At 40.9% G+C, this 25630-nt stretch carries 11 protein-coding genes and 2 pseudogenes; 11 read left to right on the top strand and 2 right to left on the bottom strand.

The features are described 5' to 3' along the window. Positions 1 to 205: 205 nt before the first annotated feature. Positions 206 to 1648, bottom strand: a complete 1443-nt coding sequence (locus L6469_RS14630; protein ID WP_006281967.1) for an exonuclease domain-containing protein — start codon at positions 1646 to 1648, stop codon at positions 206 to 208. Between the two features lie 146 nt (positions 1649 to 1794). Here L6469_RS14630 and L6469_RS14625 point away from each other — a divergent pair, with 146 nt between their 5' ends. The 4 genes from L6469_RS14625 (at position 1795) to L6469_RS14610 (ending at position 10005) form a co-directional block, all read left to right on the top strand. Further along, on the top strand, positions 1795 to 2508 hold the full coding sequence (locus L6469_RS14625; RefSeq protein WP_039870087.1) for a class I SAM-dependent methyltransferase: 714 nt from the start codon (positions 1795 to 1797) through the stop codon (positions 2506 to 2508). Between the two features lie 353 nt (positions 2509 to 2861). Next, positions 2862 to 6227 (top strand): SusC/RagA family TonB-linked outer membrane protein, encoded by a 3366-nt coding sequence (locus L6469_RS14620; RefSeq protein ID WP_039870085.1) that lies wholly within the window; start codon positions 2862 to 2864, stop codon positions 6225 to 6227. Between the two features lie 60 nt (positions 6228 to 6287). Next, positions 6288 to 8015, top strand: coding sequence for a RagB/SusD family nutrient uptake outer membrane protein (locus tag L6469_RS14615; RefSeq protein WP_006281964.1), 1728 nt, complete (start codon positions 6288 to 6290; stop codon positions 8013 to 8015). Between the two features lie 19 nt (positions 8016 to 8034). After that, positions 8035 to 10005, top strand: coding sequence for a hypothetical protein (locus L6469_RS14610; protein ID WP_237851158.1), 1971 nt, complete (start codon positions 8035 to 8037; stop codon positions 10003 to 10005). Positions 10006 to 10009: 4 nt separating this feature from the next. Here L6469_RS14610 and L6469_RS14605 read toward each other — a convergent pair whose 3' ends face one another. Next, positions 10010 to 10921, bottom strand: a complete 912-nt coding sequence (locus L6469_RS14605) for a helix-turn-helix domain-containing protein (protein WP_081456321.1) — start codon at positions 10919 to 10921, stop codon at positions 10010 to 10012. A gap of 469 nt (positions 10922 to 11390) precedes the next feature. On the opposite strand from L6469_RS14605, the gene L6469_RS14600 reads away from it, so the two are divergent. The 7 genes and pseudogenes from L6469_RS14600 (at position 11391) to L6469_RS14580 (ending at position 25415) form a co-directional block, all read left to right on the top strand. Next, positions 11391 to 12815, top strand: coding sequence for an amidophosphoribosyltransferase (locus tag L6469_RS14600; RefSeq protein WP_006281961.1), 1425 nt, complete (start codon positions 11391 to 11393; stop codon positions 12813 to 12815). Positions 12816 to 13442: 627 nt separating this feature from the next. Beyond that, positions 13443 to 16706: a SusC/RagA family TonB-linked outer membrane protein gene (locus L6469_RS14595; RefSeq protein ID WP_006281960.1), complete on the top strand. Its 3264-nt coding sequence runs from the start codon at positions 13443 to 13445 to the stop codon at positions 16704 to 16706. A gap of 30 nt (positions 16707 to 16736) precedes the next feature. Further along, positions 16737 to 18656: a RagB/SusD family nutrient uptake outer membrane protein gene (locus L6469_RS14590; protein WP_173652069.1), complete on the top strand. Its 1920-nt coding sequence runs from the start codon at positions 16737 to 16739 to the stop codon at positions 18654 to 18656. A gap of 184 nt (positions 18657 to 18840) precedes the next feature. After that, a pseudogene (locus L6469_RS14865) lies at positions 18841 to 22134 on the top strand (MG2 domain-containing protein); the annotation flags it as partial. A gap of 48 nt (positions 22135 to 22182) precedes the next feature. Continuing rightward, positions 22183 to 22614 (top strand): annotated as a pseudogene (locus tag L6469_RS14860) (alpha-2-macroglobulin family protein); the annotation flags it as partial. A 12-nt stretch (positions 22615 to 22626) separates the two neighbouring features. Further along, a complete protein-coding gene (locus tag L6469_RS14855; protein WP_371262739.1) occupies positions 22627 to 24540 on the top strand; it encodes a hypothetical protein in 1914 nt (637 codons plus the stop codon). A 119-nt stretch (positions 24541 to 24659) separates the two neighbouring features. Continuing rightward, the gene (locus tag L6469_RS14580) at positions 24660 to 25415 is read left to right on the top strand and encodes a DUF5020 family protein (protein WP_006281957.1); all 756 of its coding nucleotides are present in this window, start codon (positions 24660 to 24662) and stop codon (positions 25413 to 25415) included. Positions 25416 to 25630 lie beyond the last annotated feature (215 nt).

The following is a 25630-nucleotide window of genomic DNA, read 5'->3' as shown; positions in this document are numbered from 1 at the left end:
TCCGTGAGCTCAATATCGAGCAGAAGTCTAGCATTACGAATATAATTTATGTGTTTTAATAATTCATCCATAGTAAATAGCTCTTTAGTACAATATTTGAAAGTTAATAGAATGTCATATTACAAAGATAAATTTATTCTTTGAATAATGCAAGATTTTGGCTATTAAAAAAAAGATGTTTTGATATGAATTATATTTCTTTCGTTTATTTTGTATTCTTCTTGGTGGGTATTTTTATTTTCATGAGAGTCTCCACATCCTTTTGTCCCAGTGTTTTAATGCCATACTTTTTGATATTTCTGAGTTTGGCAGCACCAGCTTCTTTGCCAACGAAAACGAAGTCTGTAGCTTCTGATACTTTAAGATCGATGTCAGCACCGCAAGCTTTCAACTGTCGTGCAATATCTATGCGGTCGATAACATTCTGCTTATCGGCTCCTTGATAGAAAACTCCCGTGATAACTACTTTTTTATCGTAGTATGGACTATTGGGATCTGCATTTTTCAGGTCTTTAATCAGTAGGTCACCCTTCAAGGTTGGATGATTGACAAATACGTTTGCATATGGTTGTTTCAGCTTATCATTGATAGGCTTGATATCTTCCAGTGGTTTGTTACCTTTCAGATGCTGTACGTAGAGCCAGCCACAATAATAGGCATCATCGTCACTCTCATGGTGATGTGATGTATCTTGATGATATGCTTTCGTAATTGCTTCCAACTTGTAAGGGTATACATCAAACAAGCTGGCAAAGGTATATTTATCGAGATCTATACCTAGCTGGTAAGCTTCAGACTCCGCTTTGAGAACACCAGGGTCAAACGGACTATTACTATGATACAAAATGACATCAGCTTCGTCAAAATATGGTTTAACTTTTGGCCATATTTTATCGAAGGTAGGAGCATTGGCCGTGTCTTTTGGCTCCAGATGATGTATCATCGGAGTAACGGGGTCATAATAATTATTTGGAGGCTGATTGATAAAATTTTTTCTCAGCGTTAGTTCTCCATCGATAAACTGGGCGATACCCAGTGAGCATGCCCTACTGCTATGCGAATAATATACAGCTTCAAAATCGAAGGCCAATATATTATGAGGCATGGTCAAGTGTGTAGGTGTATGGTCAATGAGCTGTTGCAATTCTTCTACAGAGGTAATTTGTCGATGCATGATAATTGCTTCTGAAGCATACCCCTTTACCCATTTTTTAGGTTGTTTCTTTTTTATGGCCCCCAATGGCGTGTCACCGCTAAAATATTTCATGCCAGCCGGAATATAAGCTAACCAAAGTTGAAGATGGGTTTTGTTTTTCGGCTTTTTCTCGATACTGAAGGCAAAATCTTTAGCATTTTCGATGCCTTGTAGGGCATAAGTATGGATATACCCATTACCCAACTGTAATGGATTTTCAGGATCTTGCTCATCCAAGTAAACGGTTTTCTTACCTTCCTTACCATTTGCCTTTTTAAGTTCTCGGGCCTTGAGACGTGCACCAAAACGTGCTTCTACGTGCTCAAGTGCTACAGGTGTAACAGTATGTCCATCAGGATGCCTTTTCGTGTATCGCACCTTGATAATTTTTAGACAAAACATGTTATCCTTAGCCGTTTCTTCCTGTTGATGAGGCCGTATGATAAGACTCATAATATATACCGTTTGCTCATTTGAGATGCAAAGGTACGCAAATGTCGAGAATTACCCAAATAATTGTTTACCTTTTTGATCGTATGCGTCTGTTGCTAGCATAAAAATAAGTATCTTTGCAGGCAAAATATAAATACGACAAAAAGATGAATAGTAAGACCGATGCGATGGGTAGAGCCATTGCCGAATATAATAATACCCATAAGGCTGGAAAACTGCGAGTTTTCTCACCGATGTTTGATGAAGACGAAATACCGGTAGAGTGGCTCTTTCGCACTTACGGTGAAATGCCAAAATGGGAGCAACAGGCCCTTGATAGGGCTCAGGGGCGTATTCTTGATGTAGGTGCAGCATCAGGTTGTCATTCACTTGTTTTGCAAGAGCAGGGCAAGAATGTTGTGGCCATTGATATCTCGCCGCTTTCAGTCGAGGTTATGGTGCAGCGTGGTGTAAAACATGCTATTGAACAAGATTTTTTTGCCGTAACTGAGCAGTATGATACCATTTTGATGCTGATGAATGGTATTGGAATTGTTGGCACGATAGATCAATTACCCGATTTTTTTGAACATCTTAAACGTATTTTAGCACCAGGTGGACAGTTATTGTGCGATTCTTCGGATATCAGTTATATTTTTGAAGATGAGGATGGCTTTATTGAATATCCTGAGGATAGTAATTATTTTGGTGAACTAACATACCGAATGCAATATAAGGATACTGTTGGTGAGCCTTTTCCATGGCTTTATATAGATGCGCAAACATTAGGTGATGCTGCTGTAAAGGCGGGTTTTGATTTTGAAGTACTCGCAGAAGGCGATCATTATGAGTATCTTGCCCGAATAACCCGGGCTGTATAATATAAAGTTGAACTATTGAATTTAGTGAACAAAACTTCTTATCAGAATAAAAAGTATGTCGGATAAGATCTATTACTAGACCACCGTCGGTAATATCAAGGTGATATCAAGTAAATCATACCAATTATAATGTTTTTTCTTAGCCCTTAACTTACGCATGTTTTCATGCGTATAATTCTTACTCATTTTTCTTCATAAAAACCTATCTTTTTTCTTCTTTATGTGTAATTAAATGTAAAATATGTCTATATTTGCAAAAAAAATAATTTCATAGAGAAGAAGGCGCAGTATATGGTTACTTTTCATGGAATATTTTTATAGTATAAGTTTTTTTGCATTAAACCTAATATTATATGATCCAACATTTAGGATTGAAAGGATGTTTTCTTTTAGCTTCTGTTTTGTCTATACAAAATGGATGGGCAGTTTCGCTGACGTCATCAATTGAAACAGTACCCTTATCTGTTGAACCTCGGTCTGAATCTATAGAAGGTAGAGTCGTTGATGCCCAGGGCAAACCGATTGTCGGAGCTATTGTGGTAGAGAAGGGGTCTACAGTAGGAACAGTTACCGATATAGATGGTAAGTTCAATCTACCAGTTAAAGTGGGTTCGCGCTTGCTGATATCTTATCTTGGATATCAGACGAAGGAAGTGAAAGCTCAGTCACAGATGCTGTTAGAGATGACAGACGATAACGCACAACTTGACGAAGTGGTTGTTGTGGGGTATGGTCAGCAGAAAAAAGTAAATCTAACAGGTGCAGTCGCTAACGTCGACCTCGAGAAGACTATAGGTTCGAGACCTGCTCAGGATGTAGCTAAAGCGCTGCAGGGTGCAGTGCCAGGACTTACGATCATCAATAGTAATGGTTCTATAGATGCTTCACCAACACTCTCGATACGTGGATTAGGAACCCTATCAAACAGTCAGCAATCATCTCCGCTTGTTATCGTCGACGGTGTTCCTTGCGATGATATGAGTCTGCTTAATGGTAATGATATTGCATCTATTTCCGTGTTAAAGGATGCCTCCTCGTCAGCCATCTATGGAAGTAGAGCCGCCTTTGGTGTGATATTAATTACTACCAAACAGGCGAATAAAGGTGACAAAATAAAGATAAGATACGATATGCAGTTTGGTTGGGACAAAGCTACCATATTACCAAATTTCCCATCGGTAGCCACCCAACTTGAAGCGGGTATAAGAGCTAAGGCGAGAGCCGGTGAAAGTACCCCTGAATTATTCGGAATGTATTTTGACGAGTTATTACCTTATGCTAAGGCTTGGGAAGAGCAGAATGGTGGCAAGAAAGGGTACAGCCTGATGCAGCCTTATCAAAGTATGGATGCCGTGGGCGATTATCGTTTTGATGGCGCCAAAGCGCTCTATTATGCAGATTATGATATACAGGATATTTGGTATAATAGCCATGCTCCTTCGACATCACATAATTTGAGTATATCGGGTTCAAGCAATAAGACAACGTATTATTTTTCAGCGGGCTATGATCGCAAGGTAGATATCATGAAGATAGACCCAGATCGTCGCCAGCGCTTTAACGCTACTCTTCATTTGAAGACAGACCTGACCGATTGGCTTACCATCGGGCTTCGTTCGTCATTTTCCCGAAAGAAAGTCGATTCTAAAGATACCTATTCGAGCATATATCAGTATATCTGGCGATGGGGATCTTACTTTGTTCCATCGGGCTATATAGAGGATGTAGACGGAAGCACTTATGATTATCGTTTTATAGCCATGCAGAAAGGGGCTGGTGATAAATCTACTATACGCGATGTACTTCAGATGCAGGCTTATGCCAAAGCATATATAACTCATGATATAACGTTGAATGCTGATTTTACTTACCAAATAGAGAATGACAATATAAAAACCTCGACGAAGAGTATTTTCGGCATGAACTGGAGCGGTACAACACCCGTGTACATTGTGAATAATAGTAATTCATCGGTGACCAAGGAAAATGGTAAGGCTGACAGATGGACTGCTAATGCTTATCTTAACTATGCTCATCTCTTTGCTGATAAACATAACCTGAATGTTATGGTAGGAGTAAATGCAGAAAAACTGGAGCGAGATAATTTTTCGGCTATGCGTACCCAACTCTATGATGAGAATTATCCGGAATTTAATCTTACTTATGGAGATATGGCCAAAGCTAAAATAACATCAGCAACACAAGATCGTGCCAGTGCAGGTGTCTTTGGTCGAATCAACTACGACTATAAGGGCATTTATCTGTTAGAACTCAACGGCAGATATGATGGTTCTAGTCGTTTCAGAGAAGGACACAAATGGGCCTTCTTTCCGAGTCTTTCTGCAGGATACCGCTTCAGTGAAGAAAAATATTTTAGTCCTGTGAAAAATATAGTCTCTAATGGTAAGTTGCGTTTTTCATTCGGTCAGATAGGTAATGAAGCTGTAGGTGACAATATGTTTCTTTCTACCTTAGAGGCTTATCAGACCGATTGGTTTGTGGGTACTAACCAGCTTAGTGGTTTAAAAATACCAACATGGGTTAGTCCGTCGCTTACTTGGGAGCGAATACAGACAACCAATTTCGGCATTGATCTTGGTTTCTTAAATAATGAGTTTACCCTGAGCTTCGATCTCTTTCAACGTCTTACCAAAGACATGTTGGCACCAGGAAATGCCCTACCATCGAGTGTGGGAGCTGAAGCCCCTTATACGAATGCGGGTCAACTCCGTTCTCGTGGCTGGGAACTTGCTTTAGCTTGGCGTAAGCAGTGGAATAAAAATCTGAGTCTTTATGCCAACTTCTCTATCAGTGACACCCGTGTACGTGTAACCCGTTGGAATAATACCTCGCAGCTGGTAGGTCATACCGGCAATACAGCCTATGCTTATGAGGGTGAAAACTGGGGAGATATCTGGGGCTTTGAGACCGATCGCTATTTTACAGAGGAAGATTTTGAAGGACAGAATGCCGATGGAAGTTGGAACTATAAAGCGGGAATAGCTGACCAGACAGGTATACAGACCGGTAAGTTTGTCTTTGGTCCAGGTGATATCAAATATAAAGACTTGAATGGTGATGGTAAAATAAATGGTGGCAAAGGAACGTTGCAAGATCATGGTGACTTGAAAGTTATCGGCAACCAGTTGCCACGCTATGAATACAGTTTCCATTTAGGTGGAGCTTATAAAGGTATCGATCTGGACCTCTTTTTTCAGGGTGTAGGCAAGCGTGATATGTGGACGATTTCTTCTTTTGCATTCCCGCTGATGAGAAATGCCGACTTAGCCCTTTATGCCAATCAGACAAGTTATAATATTTATGATCCTGCTAATGGCATCGTTAATATCAATCAAAATAATGATTTCCCATGTCTTTGGCCGGGGAATGATGTAGCGGGAAATGTTGCAGCTTTGGCTGACGCAGGTGGAAGTAATAATTATTATCCACAAAGTAGATATCTCGTTGATATGTCTTATCTGCGTCTGAAGAGCGTAACTCTGGGTTATACTCTTCCTGAGGGGCTTACCCGTAAGGCTCATATCGAAAGCTTACGTATCTATACCAGTGCCAATAATTTGTTCCTATTGCATAAAGGTAATGGTAATCTGCCACTCGATCCGGAAATTAACGACGGTAACGGTATCGTTTATGGTGGATGGGGGCGTACTACCCCTATAACTCGTTCGTGGGTAGTAGGATTGCAGGTAACTTTCTAATTCATATATTGTACATCTTTTGTAAGTGACAAAATCATGAACATATCTATAAAATATATCATGACAACTCCATCGATCGTTGTTGTAAGGTCGATAGCTTTATCAGCAGTTTCGATGCTTTTGGCCGGTTGTAGTGGTCTGCTTAATCAGAAACCACGCGATGTGATTACTAACGACGCCTCGTTGTGGAATAATGCCAATCTAGTAGAGAGTTATACCAATGGTTTCTACGAGAACTATATTGGTTATGGACAAAATAGCGAATTTGGCTGGTTCTACTTCAAGAGTTTGGGAGATGATCAAGCTAATCCAGATTTTGATAACTGGAGTTTTACCACCGTGCCAAGCACAAGTAAAGAGTGGACTGATAAATTTGCCCAAATTCGACGGGTAAATTATTTGCTCGACGGTTTGAAAACTTCGACATTGCCGCTGGCTCAGAAAAATCAATTTGAAGGTATCGGACGACTTAATCGTGCTTGGCTTTATTATCAGTTGGTGCGCGAATATGGTGATATTCAATGGGAAGATCGGGTAATCAATAATCCAGATGACCCTATTGTGTATGGTGAGCGTACTAGTCGTGACCAAGTGATGGACTATGTGCTGCAAGATCTCGATTTTGCCATTGCTCATATCCCTACAGCTACCAGTAAGTTTAGCTGGAGCAAGGAAATGGCGCTGGCTATGAAGAGTGATATCTGTCTGTTTGAAGGTACCTATTGCAAGTATCGTACTCAAGCGGATAATGGTGAAGCACCGAATGAGGATAGAGCTCAAAAATATCTGCAAGAATGTGTGTCCGCATCTGAAACTCTGATACATAGCGGTATGTATAGTCTGATGCCTACGTATGGTGAAGTCTATCATTCACTAGATTTGTCGAATGCAAGCGAAGTCATCTTTGCCCGCCATTATGAAAAAGATGCCATCGGACATTCGTTAGTAGATTATAATGTGGGGTCTACAACGCAACGAGGGCTCACCAAAGATGCTGTAGACGCCTTTCTCTTTACCGATGGTAAACCTTTGGCCACCACGTCATTGCCTACAGACGACCGTGCTCAGCTGAACCAACAGGGAAATTATTCGATACAACATTTACTTGCCCATAAAGACCAACGTCTATCAGCGATTATAGATTCTGTGATATGTTACAATGGGCATGGTTGGATACGTCCAGAGCCTTCGCCTGATGGAAAACTGACTATGGAGATGACGTCGAGTACTGGATATACTATACGTAAATACGATACACCGGCTGTTCTTCTTTACTATCGTACCAATGTAAAAACCGGATATACCGATGCCCCCCTCTTCTGGTATGCCGTTATTCAACTTAATTTGGCGGAAGCTAAAGCTGAACTTGGTATAATTACTCAGGAAGATTTGGATGAAACCATTAATCCGTTGCAGCACCGAGTCGGTTTACCTGCGATGACACTGAATCCTGAGGCTGACCCTGCCAATAATCAAGGAGTAAGCCATTTAATCTGGGAGATACGCCGTGTTCGCCGTTGTGAACTGATGTTAGATAATTGGTATCGTTATTGGGATTTGGTACGCTGGCATCAACTCGACAAACTGGATAGTAATCGCTATCCTGCGATTAATAGAGGAGCAAATCTGACCGCAGCCGAACATAGTCAGGTGAAGGTAGATGCTGATGGATACATGATTGCAACATCTGCAACTCGAAGTTATCTGTCTAAATATTATTTTTATCCGATACCTACCAATGATATCAATTTAAATGGAACTATTAAGCAGAATATAGGATGGGAATAAAAAAATATCACTGTTATTTATGCTCTTGGTGAGTTTTGCTCCACTTTCAGCTTCTGATATAGATGTCGTAATTTCGCTCAAGAGCGAGGGACAACCGTTGCACCATTATTTCTTGGAGCAAAAGGGTAATCAGTTAATACCCGAGAAGCCTTTGCCATTAGATATTACCATAGAGCAGAAAAAGGATGGGGCAGACGAATTATTAACTCTTTGTGTCAAGGCCAAGGCTGATGTCTATTATAATATAGGTGGTATGCTCAATACAGCCCTGTCATCTCAATCTGCAGAATTTTATCTGCCAGGTTTGTTTTATCATCAGAACATGAGATCGCCTGCCAAAGCTCCATCCTTTAAAACTAGCCGTAGCTGGAATTTCCGTGAAGACCGGCTCTCAACACCGCTTACATCGGTGTATGATGAAAAAATGAAACAGGGAGTCTCCGTGATGCGCATTTTAGATCAGGGAAAAGATTGTGTCGTGGGACAGCTGTCGGGTGAAGTCATTCTGCCAGGTGAAACCTCAATAGGTTATTTGGGATTTGATGCAGAAGACCCTCAGGTATCACTTACTTTTGGTTATCCTTTCATGGAAACCCCAAAACGTTATGTCAGAAAACTCTCATTGGTTGAGGCTGTGATGACCTTTGCTCATTTAAAACGAGGTGAGCAGAAGCGTATTTCCTGGCGTATTCACACTGTACAGGCCAAGGATTTTAGTGATTTTGTCGCTTTAACATGGTGTCATAGTTTTGATAAGATGGCCCCACAACCACTTACTCCTCGCTATACTCCGGCAGAGATGAAGTTTGGACTTGCCCAATACTTCAAACAGTCGTATGTCGATTCGACCCCCCTGAAATACCATTCCGGTATATCTATACAGACAGCAACTTGTAATCGGGAAAGCAGAGTACAGTTGGGCTTCTGTGGTCGTGTCCTTTTGAATGCCTTCAATGCTTTGGAATATGGAGAACAGCAGCAAGACGAACAACTGGTGTCTATGGGCAAGAACATATTCGACAGTTGGCTGGCTCATGGTATAACCCAAAACGGCTGGCTTATCGACGATAAACCTATCGTACGTGCTGGTGGGCAGCAGATACACACCATAAGGCAGCAGAGTGAAGGCATTTATGCACTTTTACACTATTTGTCCTATGAGAAAAAGCATCATCGTAAGCATCAAGAATGGGAATTGCGGGTACGAAAGATGCTCGATAATATGGTTGCTATGCAACTATCAGATGGTCATTTTGCTAGAAAATTTAAAGAAGATGGTACTGTGCATGATATATCGGGAGGCAGTACGTCTTCGGCCACCTCAACATTGGTAATGGGGTATGTTTATTTTGGCGACAAAAAATATCTAAAAGCAGCAGAGCGTACGGTAGACTATATCGAACAAAACATTATTAATAAGAGCGATTACTATTCATCTACACTCGATGCGAATTGTGAAGATAAGGAGGCTGCTATAGCTGCAGTTACAGCAACCTATTATATGGCAATGGTCAGTCCAAATAAAGCAAGAATGCATTATATAGACTTATGTCGTAAAGCGGCCTACTTTGCCTTATCCTGGTATTATACATGGGATGTACCATTTGCTCCTGAACAATTATTAGGAAAACTTAATTTCCACACGCGGGGATGGGGTAATGTATCAGTAGAAAACAATCATGTTGACGTGTTTGTGTTCGAATTGCCAAGCATATTGAAATGGTTGAGTACAGAGACAAACGAAAGAAGATTTGAACAAATGCGCCAAGTTATTTTTAATTCGTTAGACCAGTTACTTCCTACCCAAGACCGACTTTGCGGTATAGCCAAACCAGGCTATTATCCTGAAGTGGTACAACATACAACCTGGGATTATGGTAGTCATGGTAAAGGATTTTACCATCGTGTTTTTGCACCAGGATGGACTGTTGCATCGCTGTGGGAAATGTATAGCCCACAGCGTACAATAGATTACTTAAAAGGAAAATAAAGTTCTATTTGGAATGTTCTCTGAGATACTGATTGCGATAACGCTGAGGGCTAACCCCTAAATGCTTCTTGACATATTTGCCAAAGAAACTCAGATTATCGAATCTTAAAGAATAAGCGATTTCCTTGACCGATTTTGTAGAGAACTGCAGTTCGCTCTTAATACGGTCGAGGGTAATCTCAGTAATCACTTCCAGCGGCGCTTTACCCATATATCTTCTTACCAGAATGGCGAGATATTTAGGTGTGATATTGAGAAGCTTGGCATATTCAGCCACATTACGTTCGTGGTTATTTTGATCATTAACCATCATATAGAACCGCTTGGCAAGTTCTTCACCATGTATACCTTTAATAGGAGTATCTTTTTCAGGAACTTCGCGATTCTGATATATCGTCATTACTACAGCGATAAAAGCCTCTAGCATCTTCTTAATAGCATAAGCTTTACGCCCATCGAATAATTTATTGCTTACCATGTCATATATGGTATCGAATAGGGTATAGATATATTGCTGCTGCTGCTTATTCAGACTGATTACAGGGTCCTCTAGCATTTTAGATTTCAACAAGTTCATTTGTGATGTATGCACGAGAAACTGATAAGCTAAAAAGTCTTTAAACGAAATGGTGTCTATAGATGCAGAAGCAGACATATGAGTATCTTGTAAAGTAAGACGGCTTGATGCGAAAATAATATCACCAGCTTGATATTGGATTTCTTTCCCGCCCAAATTGCATTTAACCTTACCTTTTTTGCAAATGGCAATAGTTGTATAGTTTAAGGGTGTTGGTCCTTTGTTGACGACAGCCTTAATGCCCTTATACATTTTAAGGTCATTATGATTGAATTCAGCTTTAGAGTCAGCAATAAATTCAATCTCATATTTTATAGGCTTACGCATTTTATTTCTCATTCTAGTTATTTTATAGTAAATGCTTCAATTCATTATCTTTTGGCTATCTACTTTGCAAAGTTATACCTTTTTTCGTTTGGACAGATATTCCATATGATATAAAGAATGTTACATATAACAGAAAACCATGTTTCTCGTCCCAAAAAAATGTTTTTTAGGGTTTATATAATACAGAAGTTATAAAATATCTTTTTATATTTGCACTTAGATAGAAAGCGTTGTATGTCTTTCATGACAAATGAGAGTGATATATTGGCTTGAAAATTGTTAAGACCAACTCAAAAACATAATAAATACAAGTGGTCAGTTCTATGTCCTCTGACCCGACGAACAATTTAAATGTGGAAATGTAATATATTTGTCGACCAGTGTAGATGTGATATCTCTGCTGGTTTTTTTGTAACTTTTCATGCAATTTTTGTATCTTTGCATGCGTGAATCATTAAAAGTAACCTTTTATAAATTAACAATGGGTGGTATTTTCGGAACAATTGCAGTCAAAAGCTGTGTAGATGATGTATTCTACGGCACAGACTACAATTCGCATTTGGGTACTAAGCGCGCAGGTATGGTCACATTTGACCGTGAGAAAGGCTTTACCCGCTCTATTCATAGTTTGGAACGTAATTATTTTCGTTCAAGATTTGAAGATGAACTAGAATCTTTTGTTGGAAACCAGGGTATGGGTGTTATCAGTGATACTGATCCTCAGCCTATCATCATTAACTCTCATTTGGGACGTTATGCAGTGGCCACAGTTGCTCACATTACAAATCTGCGGGAAATCGCAGATGAATTGTTGCAGAAGCGTATGCATTTGAGTGAGATGTCGGCGAACACCATTAACCAGACGGAGATGGTAGCTTTGCTCATTAACATGGGTAATACTTTCGTTGAAGGTATCAACAATGTATTTAAGAAGATTGAGGGGTCTTGCTCAATGGTTATCATCACAGAAGATGGTATGATAGCTGCTCGTGATTTCTTAGGTCGTACACCTTTGGTTATTGGCCAGAAGGATGGCGCTTATGCAGTATCGAGCGAGACGACGAGTTTTCCAAATCTGGATTATAAGACTGTTCGTGATGTTGGTCCTGGTGAAATTGTTCGTCTTCGTGCCGATGGTATGGAGGTATTGCAAGGTCCAAGAGAGCGTCAGCAGATCTGTTCTTTCCTTTGGGTGTATTATGGCTTCCCTACCAGTACCTACGAAGGTATTAATACAGAAGATGTGCGAGAGAAAAATGGTATTATGATGGGTAAGGAAGATGATACCCCTGCCGATCTAGTTTGCGGAATTCCTGATTCTGGTGTAGGCTGTGCTTTAGGCTATGCAGAAGGTAAAGGTATACCTTATAAGAGAGCGGTTCTAAAATATACCCCAACATGGCCTCGTAGCTTTACTCCAGGTAACCAGTCTCGTCGTAATCTTGTTGCTAAGATGAAGTTGATACCTAATAAGGCTATTCTTAATGGTAAACGTGTAGTGTTCTGTGATGATTCTATCGTTCGTGGTACACAGCTTCGTGATAATGTACGTACATTCTTCGAGTGTGGTGCTAAAGAAGTGCATGCACGTATTTCATGTCCGCCATTAGTATATGGTTGTCCGTTTATCGGCTTTACCTCTTCTAAGAGTGATCTTGAACTTATTACTCGTCGTATCATTAAGGACTTTGAGGGTGATGACAAGAAAAATCTTGAGAAGTATGCTACAACGGGTACTCCAGAATATAATCGTATGGTTGAGGAAATCGGTAAGCGATTGGGACTTACAAGTCTGAAATTTAGCAAGATTGAACATCTTATCGAAAGTATCGGTCTGCCTAAATGCAAGGTTTGTACGCATTGCTTTGATGGTAGCAGTTACTGTCATGAGCACGATAATGACTAATGAAGTTCTTGCCACCCCCTTTGGGGGTGTAAGGTTATAATTTTTTATAGAATGGAACCGGAGGTACATTCCTTTATACTGAGTTATAAAGTGAATGTATTTCCGGTTTTTTTATTCTTATGTATTTTATCCAAAAAGTATAAACAAGCGTATTTTATACAATTATTTATTTAACTTTAATTTGTATTTTTAGGTTAAAAAATGCGACAAACTCGTAAAAATGTCGGTAAATGATACGTTTTGCAAAGTATTTGTTACATTTCGCAAACATGCTCATGTAACAAATAAATATATTTGCATCGAACCAAAGTTCTAATATCGCAAGAGAAATACACCGGCCACTATTTAGATCGCATCAGTCATGTTCCTTTTATTTAGCAGTGATGTATTTTCATATATTATGGAATAAAAATGTATTTATATTTAACTAATATGTTCAATCTAATCATGAAAATGCAACAAGCAAAAATTACTCCTAAATCACTTTCTGGTTGAACCGCCAGAGTACAAACAACGTTTTCAAGCTTTTTCCCGACAAAAAGCCTAACCTATCATTCGTATGCCTTTTACTCTGATATTTGTAAGGGTAAAGGCTAGTCTTAATCTAAAAAACCAACAAAAAGTTTTATGGCGTATTTTAAAACTATGCTCAGGGCCATTATGGTGCTTATCTTGTTGTGCTGTAGTTCACTAGAGAGTTTGGCCCAAAGCCTCATTAAAGGTTTGGTGAAAGATCAGACCGGTGAACCTATTATCGGAGCTACTGTGCGTGTAGCAGGAACTAATACTGGTACGGTTTCCGATTTAGATGGTAACTTCTCAATAGAGGCTGCCCCTAATGCTAAACTGCAAGTTTCTTATGTAGGTTATGAGTCACAGACCGTTGCTATCGCAGGAAAGCGGTTTGTTACCATTGTGCTTAAAGATGATAGCAAGACGCTTAATGATGTAGTGGTTATCGGTTATGGTACCATGAAGAAATCAGATATCTCCGGTTCTGTGGCAACAGTCGATAAAGATGCTGTTATGAAGCGTGTACCTACCAATATCGGACAGGCTCTGCAGGGAGCAGCTGCTGGTGTATTGGTTTCTCAGCAGGATGGTACGCCTGATGGTAATTCGGCTATCCGCATTCGTGGTGTAGGAACCATTAATGGTGTAGCAAGTCCACTCTATGTGGTAGATGGTGTTCAGGTGGGTTATGATGCTAACTTCCTTAATCCTCAGGATATCGAAAGTATCGAAGTGCTCAAAGATGCTTCGGCTACAGCAATCTATGGTTCTAATGGAGCCAATGGTGTTATTATGATTACCACCAAACACGGTAATAAAGGAGCTACACACGTAAACCTAACTGCCGATTTCGGTCTGCAGACCTTGCCTTATAAACTGAAGACAGGCAATGTGGATCAATACGCTGCTTCTATTCGTGAGGCACATGCTAACGATGGTACGAATATCTTCAACCAGATTTGGGATGCACAGTATGATGGTAAACGTACCAATATCGACTGGCAGAAAGAAATGACACGCCCAGCACTTCGCCAGCAGTACGGACTTTCTGTATCTGGTGGTGGTGATAAGTCACAGTATAGTGTGTCACTGGGTTACCTCGATGTTAACGGTTTGATAGTAAATTCCAGCTATAATCGTTTCAGCGCTCGTGCCAACATGAACAGTAAGATAACCAAATGGCTCGAAGTGGGCGCAGATCTTAACTATGTACACTCTGCAAGTTATGGTAGTAATGGAGCCTTGAACAACAATGGTAACATGTCTTCTCTTCGTGATTTAGCTTATATGGCACCTACCGAAGACTATCTCGTCAATAATGTCCTAGGTGGCGAATATGTGCATGTCAATTTAGTCAATCCTGACGGTACTTATGGTACTACTTATCAAGGCACATCAGATGGATGGGAAGGTAATACAGCACTCTCTGGTAACCCATATGCATCGCAAATGGAAAATGGAGCACGTAATCGTAATGGTCACGACCGTGTACAGACTACAGCCTATTTAGATGTAACTTTCCTCAACACGAAGGAACATCATCTCAACTTAAAGACGCAGGCTACACATTTGTACACCTCTAATCACTCTAATGATATGACAGGTGGCCATCATCGCTATAATTTTATCGGTGGTTCGCTTCAAGAGATTGTTCAGAAGCAAGACCAGATGCTTCAACTTTCTTTCAGTGCAGATAATAGCTATAGCTTAGGCGACCAGACCTATCTCACGTATAATTTCAAAAATGCTAATCATGACCTTACAGCAATGGCAGGTTTCGAGGTGAACAAGACGTGGGGCCAATGGTTAAACTCAAGTGCCAAGAATTTTGCTACTGCTGATAATTTCGACATCTCACTTACCAATGATCCGACAACTAAGGATAATGGTGGTGCACGTAATCTCGAAAATCATACAATCTCTTACTTTGGTCGTCTCTCTTATGTCCTGATGGATCGTTATATCTTCACCGGTACTATTCGTCGTGATGGTAGTTCAAACTTCAGTAGTAGCAATCGCTGGGGTACCTTCCCTTCTTTGGCAGGTGCATGGCGTATCAGTCAGGAGCCATTCATGAAAAATGTGAAATGGGTGGACAACTTTAAATTACGTATTGGTTGGGGTCAGACCGGTAATGCTGGTAATATGGCGGGCAAGTCAATAGCAGCCCTAAGTGGAAACGCAGCTTATGCCTTCTATCCTGCTAATGGTTATTCTGGTGCCTTTGCTGGTAATCGTGACCGTAAGACAGGCTGGTTTGTTCCTCTTATCGATGAGAATCTGAAGTGGGAGACCAATGAAATGGCAAACTTTGGTATCGATTTCGATTTCTGCTCTAATTGGAGTGTTTCTCTTGATTATTTTATCAAGACTACTAAAGATTTGCTATTGGATCGCCAGATGCGTCCATCTGCAGGTTATACATCTGTTTACACCAACTATGGTACTATCAAGAACAAAGGTTTCGAGTTTGCCATTCGCTATCACAAACAGGTAAATAAAGATTTCAGTTTCAATGTAGCTCTTACTGGTTCTACCATCAAGAATAAGGTTGAGGAAATGGGTGAACCATTGTATAACACATGTTCTGCTAATGGAGCAGGAACCCTCGACGGTTCTAACGTACAGGCCGTTTCTGATGGTGTACACTGGAATAACCACTCTATCTGTGCTAATGGTTACGCTGTAGGTTCATACTATGGTTATCGTACCGACGGAATCATAAAGGATGAAGCAGACTTGAAGGATTATTTGAGCAAGGTAAAATTGAGCGAAGGTACAGCACATGTAGGAGACTATAAGTGGAAAGATCTCAATGGCGACAAAACAATAGACAAGAGTGATATGGATATCATTGGCAATGGTTTCCCTTCTCTGAACTATGGTATCAATTTTGGTGCTAATTATAAGAACTGGGATTTCTCACTCTATATGTATGGTGTATTCGGACAGGATATCCTCTCTTATTCAGCTATGCGATTGAGCACAATGATTCCTTCAGACGACCAGACTGTTCCTAATCTGCTCACCGACAACTATCAGAATGCTTTCCGCAATGGTCAAGGTTCTCTTCCACGTCTTACTCTTGTAGATGGTAATTACAATATGCGTTGTAGTGATGCTTGGGTAAAGAATGGTGATTTCCTCCGTATCAGCAATATTCAGGTGGGCTATACCTTACCTTCACTTTGGGTTCATAACCTCGGTATTCAGAATGCTCGTGTATATTTTGGTATTCAGAATCTATGCATCCTTTCAGGTTACGCCAAGTATGGTGACCCTGAAGTAGGACAGGGTTCGGTACTCTATACCGGTCTTGATACTGGTCGTTACCCTATGCCTCGTACATTCATGGCAGGTGTAAACGTAACATTCTAATTTGCTCTCAACCATAATAAGATGAATCGTATGAAAAAAAGATATTTAATATATGGAACAGTTGTATGTAGTATGTTGGCTATGGGCTTGACATCGTGCAACAACGACAATTTTCTTGATACTACACTATACAATGCTATTCCAAAAGATTTCATGTATAGCTCAGATGCTAATGCAACAACAGGTCTTAATGGTATCTATGACCAGGTTTTCCCAAATGATGACTATGATGGTGACTGGGGCTTTAAGCCAAATTTGTTTACGGGTAGTCATCCTACCATAGATACGCAGGCTACGGGTTGGGATAAGGACTGGAATACGCAGAAATGGGGCGCTTCAAGCGAAGAATTGCTCAAGGGCTGGCGCCACGTATATGCTGGTATTGTTCGTGCCAACGATTATCTGGCTGGTCTGGAGGCCTCCACGGGACTCAGTGAGGGTGTCAAGAAAAGTCTTCATGGACAGGGATGTGCACTCCGAGGATTCTTTTACCATTGGTTGGCTACCACTTTCGGGCGTGTGCCAATGTTGAAGACTGGTGAGACTTATATGAATACACCAACCAAGGCCCGTGCAGCTACTTACAGTGAAATGTGGAATTTCATTATCGACGACTTTAAGACAGCTGTTGATGAACTGGATTGGGCTCCGATGAATGGACAGTATGGCCGATGCACCAAAGGTATGGCTCTAACGTATCTGGCAGATGCCTACATGTGGAAAGCATATCGTCTTACCGATGGCGCCAATGGACAGGAGCAAAATGAGAATGAGGCTAAAAAGTGTCTGCAGGAAGCTGAAAAATGTCTGAAGCAGGTACTAGACAGTAAAGTCTATGAACTGAGCCGTTCTTTCACAACAAACTGGGACCCTGCTGGTGCCTGGAATAAGGAGACGATATGGTGCGAACAGCTCGATGAAGGTACCAACTGGGGTGGATGGAATGATATGACCTCTAAGCTAATGTTGAAGTGGTATACAGCTTGCCCTGAGAATGGAGGATGGGGGTCACTCTACCTCTCTTGGGAGTGGTGGAGCAGTTACGAAAAGGGTGATAAGCGCCGTGAGGCTTCTGGCTATACGGGTGCTGTTCCACAGATTGATCCGAATAATCCTGCTTATGATCCTCAGTATGAGGGATGGTATGAACCAGCTGTTTACGGCAAGAATCCTTATTTGCAGGAAGTTCTCGGCCAGTCTAAGGGTGCTGATACAAAGACTGCTCAGTTCCACTTTACCAATGGCGAATGGGCACCATCCATCTGGAGTGCTAAATTGTGGCGTACAGCTACAGCTGATTATTTAAGTTGGAGTGATGGTCACTGGAGTCCTACACCTATTTACTGGAAGCGTCTGCCTAACGTGATGCTCGACTATGCAGAGTGCCGCTTCCGTCTTTATGGTGGTGATGATACTGAAGGATGGAAGATGATCAACGAACTTCGTAATCGTGCTTTCGGTAAACTCGAAGATGGTCATGAGAAAGAACTTACCGACAAATTCCTGCCATACTATAACGACTATGCTCACTGGGTAAGAAATGCCCGTGAAGCAGCTAAAGTTCCTATTCATGATCTTACGGAGTATCCGATTCCTTTCGGAAGTACTGTAGCTACAGTGCCTGATGCCAAGACAGTGTATACTGCTTTGAAAGCTAAGAAAGGTTTCGATTCTCCAGTATGGAAAGTCGCTGTTAATGAGGAACGTCGTAAAGAATTCAATTGTGAATGGTGTCTTCGTCCTGATATGCAAAGGAGCGGTTATATGGCCGATCATGTAGCGCATAATTATCCTGAGCGTGGTGAGGCAAGTGATATGGCTAACAGTCCATGGACTGTACGGCAATATAAGTATGATGACCGTAAGATGGATATGCCAATACCTGCTGATGAACTGACGAAGAACACGGAGTGTGATCAGAATGAAGCTTATAGGGCAGATGAGAAGTGATAAACTAGTGCTAAATTTTTAGACGTTAAATGGGGAAAGGTGCTGAATGGTGATTCGGTATACTTTCCCCTTATTAATTAGTGCGCTCTTGGCAAGATATCGTGTTCGGGTTAAAGAATGTCAAAATAAGATGCTCTATTATATTTATTCTTACCTTTGAAAAGTTATATATAGCATTTTAAATATGAATGAGAATCTGAACGGAAGATATAGGATGAAAGATTTTAGAAAATTGTTTTTTCTGATCTTGATGTGTTTGTTGCCTTTTGCTATAAATGCGCAGAGTTATCAAGATGGTTGGAAAGAAGTAGATGAGGCCGCTCGTCGTGATTTGCCAAGAAATGAACTGAAAGCGCTCGACAAAATTATAAAGAAGGCTACTCGGCAGAAGAACTATGGTCAACTGATGTCGGCTGAGCTTGTCAAATTAAGTGTTCGTCGTACGTTAGAGCCTGATTCGGTGAAAGGTATTTATGCCAATTATCGAAAGACAGCAGATTTGCTCGACAAGAAGAATCCTGCTTTGGCGGCGATTTATTATGCTGTTGTCAGTGATAAGAAGAAAGCCTTGGCTCATTTGGATGTTTTGGCTGCTACACGCCATGAGAATTATGTGCCTTTAGTAAATATAGGAGTAAGCAGTAGTATTTTTAATCACGATTTACTTCATGTTATCGGTTTTTATTTCAATGCTTATGATGAAATGTCGGCTTATTACCAGCGTAAAGGCAATAAGCTTGGAGCTTTTATAGTGGAAGGTTTAGGGCTGATAAAAAAAGGTGATTACAGACAGGTAGATGCTTTGATTAAGGCGCATCCTGAGTTTGATGAATCTGTTTGGCTTGCCGGTAAGCGAGCTGAGAGAATATCAAAATCGATAGATCGTGGCCACTATGCCGATAGTGTGGTGAGGTGTCATCCTCATAATCGTTATGTCAATATCTTGCGAAATCAAGTCAACGATTGTATGTATCCGAGGGCCAATATTTCTATCAGTAGAACCATATTATCACCTCTGGATAGTATCAAAATGGATATTACTACTCGAAATATTCACCAGTTGAAGTTTGAGGTTCGTCGTTTAATCAATGATACTACGGTGAACGAGAAAGTGGAGATGGAACAAACGATGAATATCAACGTTGACGACGTCTTCCAATCAATCAAACAAAATTATTCTCTTCCTTCTCTTCCTATCGGATGGTATGAAATCCGTGCTATAGGCGATGATTATCAGGCTTCTGTGGCTAAATGTCAGGTGAAAATCACGGCTCTTTACCTTTTGGCTACGAAGTTGCCTGGTAATAAGTATCGCATGGTAGTAGTTGATCGCAAAACGGGTAAACCGGTGTCTAAGGCTTCTATCCATACTTATATGAGTTCTTCCAATAAACCAGGTACAGTTTATACGTGTGACGAGAAGGGAGAAGTGCTCATAGATGCACCTGCCAACTACAATACTCAGATACGTTATGCACCTGTTTTGGGTCGAGATACCTATTGTCCTGCAGAGTTACTTTATCCTTCTTTCTATAGTAATGTCTCAGCTGAGAATCATAACGACGTCGATAATATACGATGCCACACCATGACCGATAGAGCTATTTATCGTCCTGGTCAGAAGGTGCATCTTGCTGCTACAGTCTATAGCGATGCAAGCAAGGGTAAGATGAAGACTATCGAGAATATTCCTATAGGCGTTATCGTCAGCAATGCTGATGATCAAGAGGTAGACACACTCATCGCCAATACTGATGCTTATGGAACGATAGCCGTGGAGTATCAATTGCCTAAAAATGCCAAAACAGGTCATTGGAGTCTGATGGTTACCAATGATGTTAAGAATTTCGCTGAAGATACGGAGTCTTTTGTATCTACACATCAAGGCGTATATATCCATAAGCGTTTTTCTCAGAATATAGATTTCTCAGTAGAAGAGTATAAGCGACCAACCTTTACTGCTGAATGGATTAGTCCAAAGGAGGCGTATTGTCAAGGTGATACCATCACGCTGAAAGGTAAGGCTTCTACCTTTGCAGACAATGCCGTTCAAGGGGCCCGCGTGGTATACTCTGTTGGAAATAACAGTAAGGATACTACGATAACCGATAATAAGGGTATTTTTTCCGTAAGAGTTCCTATTCATTCTACAGCAACTTACGAGTGGGGTAGAAGAGTGACTGTAAGAGCCACGGTTACTGATGTAAGTGGGGAGAGTCACGAAGCACAAATATCACTGCCTGTACGTAAGAGTCCTGCGCGCTTGTCCGTTATGGTTAATGATGGAGGAGAAACTGTAACTCAAGATTCGCTTCGTATTATGATTACACGTAAAAACCTTTCTGACCAGCCGATAGCGGGTAGTGCTTTCTGGTATTTGGTACCTCAAGGTAAGACGACCAAGATAGAAGCGGGTGATGCTATACGCAAGGTCAAGGCTAATCAAACTTTTACGATTTCCACCCGAGCTCTGCAGATGCATACAGGTGATTATATACTTTATGCTATCTGTGAGGGCGATACTTCGCAGACTGATATTCGTGTGGTAAATTTAGCCGATAAGCATCTCTGTACCTCTTCTGATATCTGGCTTTACGCTGATCATGTAGGCTATAAGAGTTCGAAAGATGCAATACGAGTACAGTATGGCAGCAGTAGAAAAAATGTAACTTTCTTCTACACTTTAGCTTCGAGCCGTCAGATACTCAAGAAGGAGCAACTTTCGTGTGATAGTTCGCTTCAGGTATTGACCATACCTTATGATAAGTCGATGGGCGATTTGGCTATCCTAACGTTGGCTATGGTGAAAGACGGCAAAGTATATCAGATGGAAAAACAACTAACAGGTCCAAGAGAGTCTGAGCCAAAATTGCAGGTTACTTGGAGTACTTTCCGCGATAAACTACAGCCGGGTGAGAAAGAAACTTGGAAAATGAATGTGCGTTATCCAAATGGAAAGCCAGCAGATGCCCAACTCACGGGTACAATGTTCGATCAAGCACTCGATTACTTGAAAGAGTATTATACAATGGATGTTCCAACCTTTACACCTTATATTACAAGCTCATGGTCTGGTCTTACTAACCATTATGATTCAGATCATCTGTTCCATTACTTCCCATATCATCCAGAGTCTGACCTTTCTTTTAGTGCATTTCGTAGAAATCTGATGCAGGGTAGAGTGGGACTCGATGATATTGCCTTGTTGAAGAGTGCTGGTGAAGGAAAATATGATGCTGGTAAGGTCGGCTTGATAATGGGTGTTGTTACCGATATGGAGGGTAACCCTCTTATTGGTGCCACAGTGAAGAGCAAAGATAATACGAAATCAGCCATTACGGATGTAAATGGACAGTTCAAAATCGCCTCTCAGCATGCCCTTGAATTGGTATTCTCGTTTGTGGACTTCATGAGTGAAAAGATAGTAGCTCAGCCGGGGGCTTCCTTACGTGTAAGACTACGTGAGAGTGGTAACCGACAGAAAGATGTAGCAGTTGTAGGTTATGGTGTGCGGAAGAGGAATTTCATGGTAAACGGGGCTGTGTCTGCAGATGTGATGAATGCAGCAATGGCAGTAGGTAATAGTATCATGATACGAGGATCAAAACTACAGGAAGAAGGTGCTGCTACCCCCGCATCCTCCAATCATGTGTCTGAGGAGATTTTACCTAGTGTTTCTCCTCGTACCAACTTTAGTGAATTGGCCTTTTGGCAGCCACAATTGGTTACAGATAAGAAGGGCAGAATCAGTTTAACCTTTACTTTACCCGAGAGTATTACAGCCTGGCGATTTATCGGTTGGGCTCACGATAAGCACATGCGTACTGGTTGGGCCAACGCTATGGTCAAAGCTCAGAAAGCCTTTGTGGTCCAGCCGAATATGCCGCGCTTTATGAGACGAGGTGATTCTGGTGAACTGGTATCGCGTATTGTGAATACCTCAGAGCAAAATCAGAAGGGAACTATCGTGATGCAACTCCTTGACCCTGCTACAGAAGAGGTAATTTATGAAGAAAAGAAACCTTTTGTGGTAAATGCTCAGCAAACTACTTCTGCAGTTTTCACCATCGATTTGCGTAAGAGTGATACTATAAAAGATGGTGTTATCTGCAAAATCGTGGCTGCTACTGCTGATGGCACAGCCGATGGCGAACAGCATTATCTGGCAATACTTCCTAATAAAGAGATCATTACCAAGAGTATGGCTGTGCGGATAAAGCGTGGCGAAACAGCTACTGTGCCAGTTGAAAAACTCTTTGGAAAGAATGCTTCTCAACGTAAACTGACTATTGAGACAACAGAAAACCCTATATGGTATGCTGTACAGGCACTTGGAGGACTTACCCTACCTAAGTATGAAGATGCTTTCAGTCAGTTGTCGTCTTTCTATGCCAACAGTCTTATCGCTAAGATAGGTAGTCAGTTTGATAACGATTCTATTTTCATTAAGATGCTCGGTACGGCAGCTAATCCAGATACTTTACGTCATCGTATAGATGAGGCTGCAAGTAAACTCGGAAACCTACAACATAACGATGGTCGATGGAGCTGGTTTAGTGGCATGCCAGGTAATGATTATATGACCATCATGATAGCCGAACAACTGGTTCACCTGAATCAGTTGATTGGTGCTGGACAATCAACACGCCTTCCTGTTTTGACTGCAAGTATAACTAATGCAGAGACGATGTTACGACAGGCGATGCCGGTTATAGACAAGTGTATTAGCGATGAGGCCAAAACGATGCGTAAGAAGGAAGCAGAAGAGCGCCAACGCACTAAAGGCAGAGTAAAATCATTACCATATATACCATATGAAATGGTAAACCATGCCCTTTATGTTCGTGCAATGGCAGGAGGAGTAGAGAGTGACAGTCTCAAATCAGATATCGATTATCTTATGAGAAAGATTATAGACCGTCCTGATCAGTTGACCATTTATGGCAAGGCTATTCTGGCTAATGTACTTGATAAGCGTGGAGAGAAGCAATATGCCCGTGAATTTCTGGAGAGTATTCGCCAATATAGTGTAAAAACACCGATGATGGGTGTTTACTTTGATACGAGTAAGGCTCACTCTTCATGGTACGACTATAAGTTACCTACTGTAAGTATGGCGCTTGAAGCCTTCCATAAGATTGCGCCAAGCGATACGGCTATGCTCGTCGGTATGCAGACTTATTTGCTCGAAGAAAAGCGTACACAGGAATGGGATACACAGATTAATTCGGTGAATGCCATTTATGCCCTGTTACTTGATAATATGAAAGATATGCATGAATCAGAGGGGGTAGTACATGTTGCAATGGATGGTAAATCTGTAGCTATGGGTGATGCAACCGCCATTGTTGGTTTCTGCAAGACAGAGCTGAAGGAACCAAAAGGAAAGATGCTCACGATACAGTCAGACCCTTATCCTGTAGCCCAGCATAACAAATCCATTGTAGCGGGAATGTCATGGGGGTGTGTCTATGCTCAGTTTGAACAGCCTGTAGCAGATATTGATGCCAGTTTCTCGAGTGGTTTTACAATTAGTCGACGTTTGGAATTCGCAGACAGTACCAAGACTCCTACCGTAGGCGATAAAGTTCGCGAAGTCATTATCATTCACGCAGAACGTAATTTTGATTATGTTCGTGTAACCAGCAATCATGCTGCCTCGCTCGAACCCGTAAAGCAGTTAAGTGGTTACGACTGGAGATTCAATTGTTATGTATCGCCTTACGACAGTCATACAGATTACTTCTTCAATACCATGCCAAAGGGCGATTATACATTGACTACGGAGTATTATATCGATCGCAAGGGTGAATATCAGAATGGCTCTTGTTCTGTTCAGAGCGTTTATGCACCAGTATTCAAAGCCTATGCCAGTCAGAGATAGAGAAATCATACTATAGCTTGACTCTTTATTTGAGTAAAACGATTTTTTTTAGTAATTTTGCATTTAGTATCATTTAAAGATGAAGAGAAAAAAATCAGTTTATAATATTAAAATAGGGAATGAAGTCACAATTAAAAAACAAGATTTTGGCTATAGTCTTGACTTCTGTCGGCGTGACAGCTAGTGCTCAAAATGTCCAACTCCATTATGACATGGGACACGTACTTAATGGTAATCTAACTTCTCGTCCAAGTGTAACAACAACTGTCGAAATGTTTAAACCCGATGCGTGGGGTAGTACATTTATGTTTACTGATATTAATTATCAGCGTGATGGTGTAGAAGGAGCCTATTGGGAAATTTCACGTGAATTTCATGTGAGCAAGAATAAGCAGTGGGCAGTACATGTAGAGTATAATGGTGGTTTGAGTTCTAACGAAAAGACTTGGGACGCTACTCGTTTTCAGCATGCTGTGCTGGCTGGTGGTGCATGGAATTGGCATTCAGCAGATTTTACTAAAACATTCTCGCTTCAGGCCATGTATAAGTATTATTTCAAGAATCGTCATTATGGGGCCCGTCCTTTCAGTGGTTTTCAGCTTACAGAAGTATGGAGCATTAATTTTTTAAATCGACTTTGTACCTTCTCTGGTTTCAATGATCTTTGGTATGATCCTAATGTAAATGGTAAACTTATTTGGTTGAGCGAACCTCAGTTTTGGTTTAATTTGAATACGATTAAAGGATGGGATAAAATTAATCTGAGCGTAGGAACAGAGGTTGAGTTATCCAATAATTTTGTTTGGAACGATCAGGGACAAAATAATCGCTTTTATGCTATCCCAACATTGGCATTAAAGTGGGCTTTTAATTAAAAAGATAAGTGCGACATCATTTCATTGTTAAGATGGAATCATGTCGCACTTGTCATAGATATGTTATTCTAACCATACTACTTATAAAAAGTTGCCAATTTGAGTAGAGTACATCCAACTCAAAAAAGTATAAAAAATAAACACTGTATTTGATTTTCAACACCAAAAGAGTGGTTTATGAAGAATATAAGCTATATTTGCACTTGCATGTTGAT

Origin of the sequence: Segatella baroniae B14 (assembly GCF_022024235.1) — a bacterium.
GTDB classification, from domain to species: domain Bacteria; phylum Bacteroidota; class Bacteroidia; order Bacteroidales; family Bacteroidaceae; genus Prevotella; species Prevotella bryantii.
Note: the sequence above shows the minus strand (reverse complement) of the source record. Positions and strands in the feature narration are given on the sequence as shown.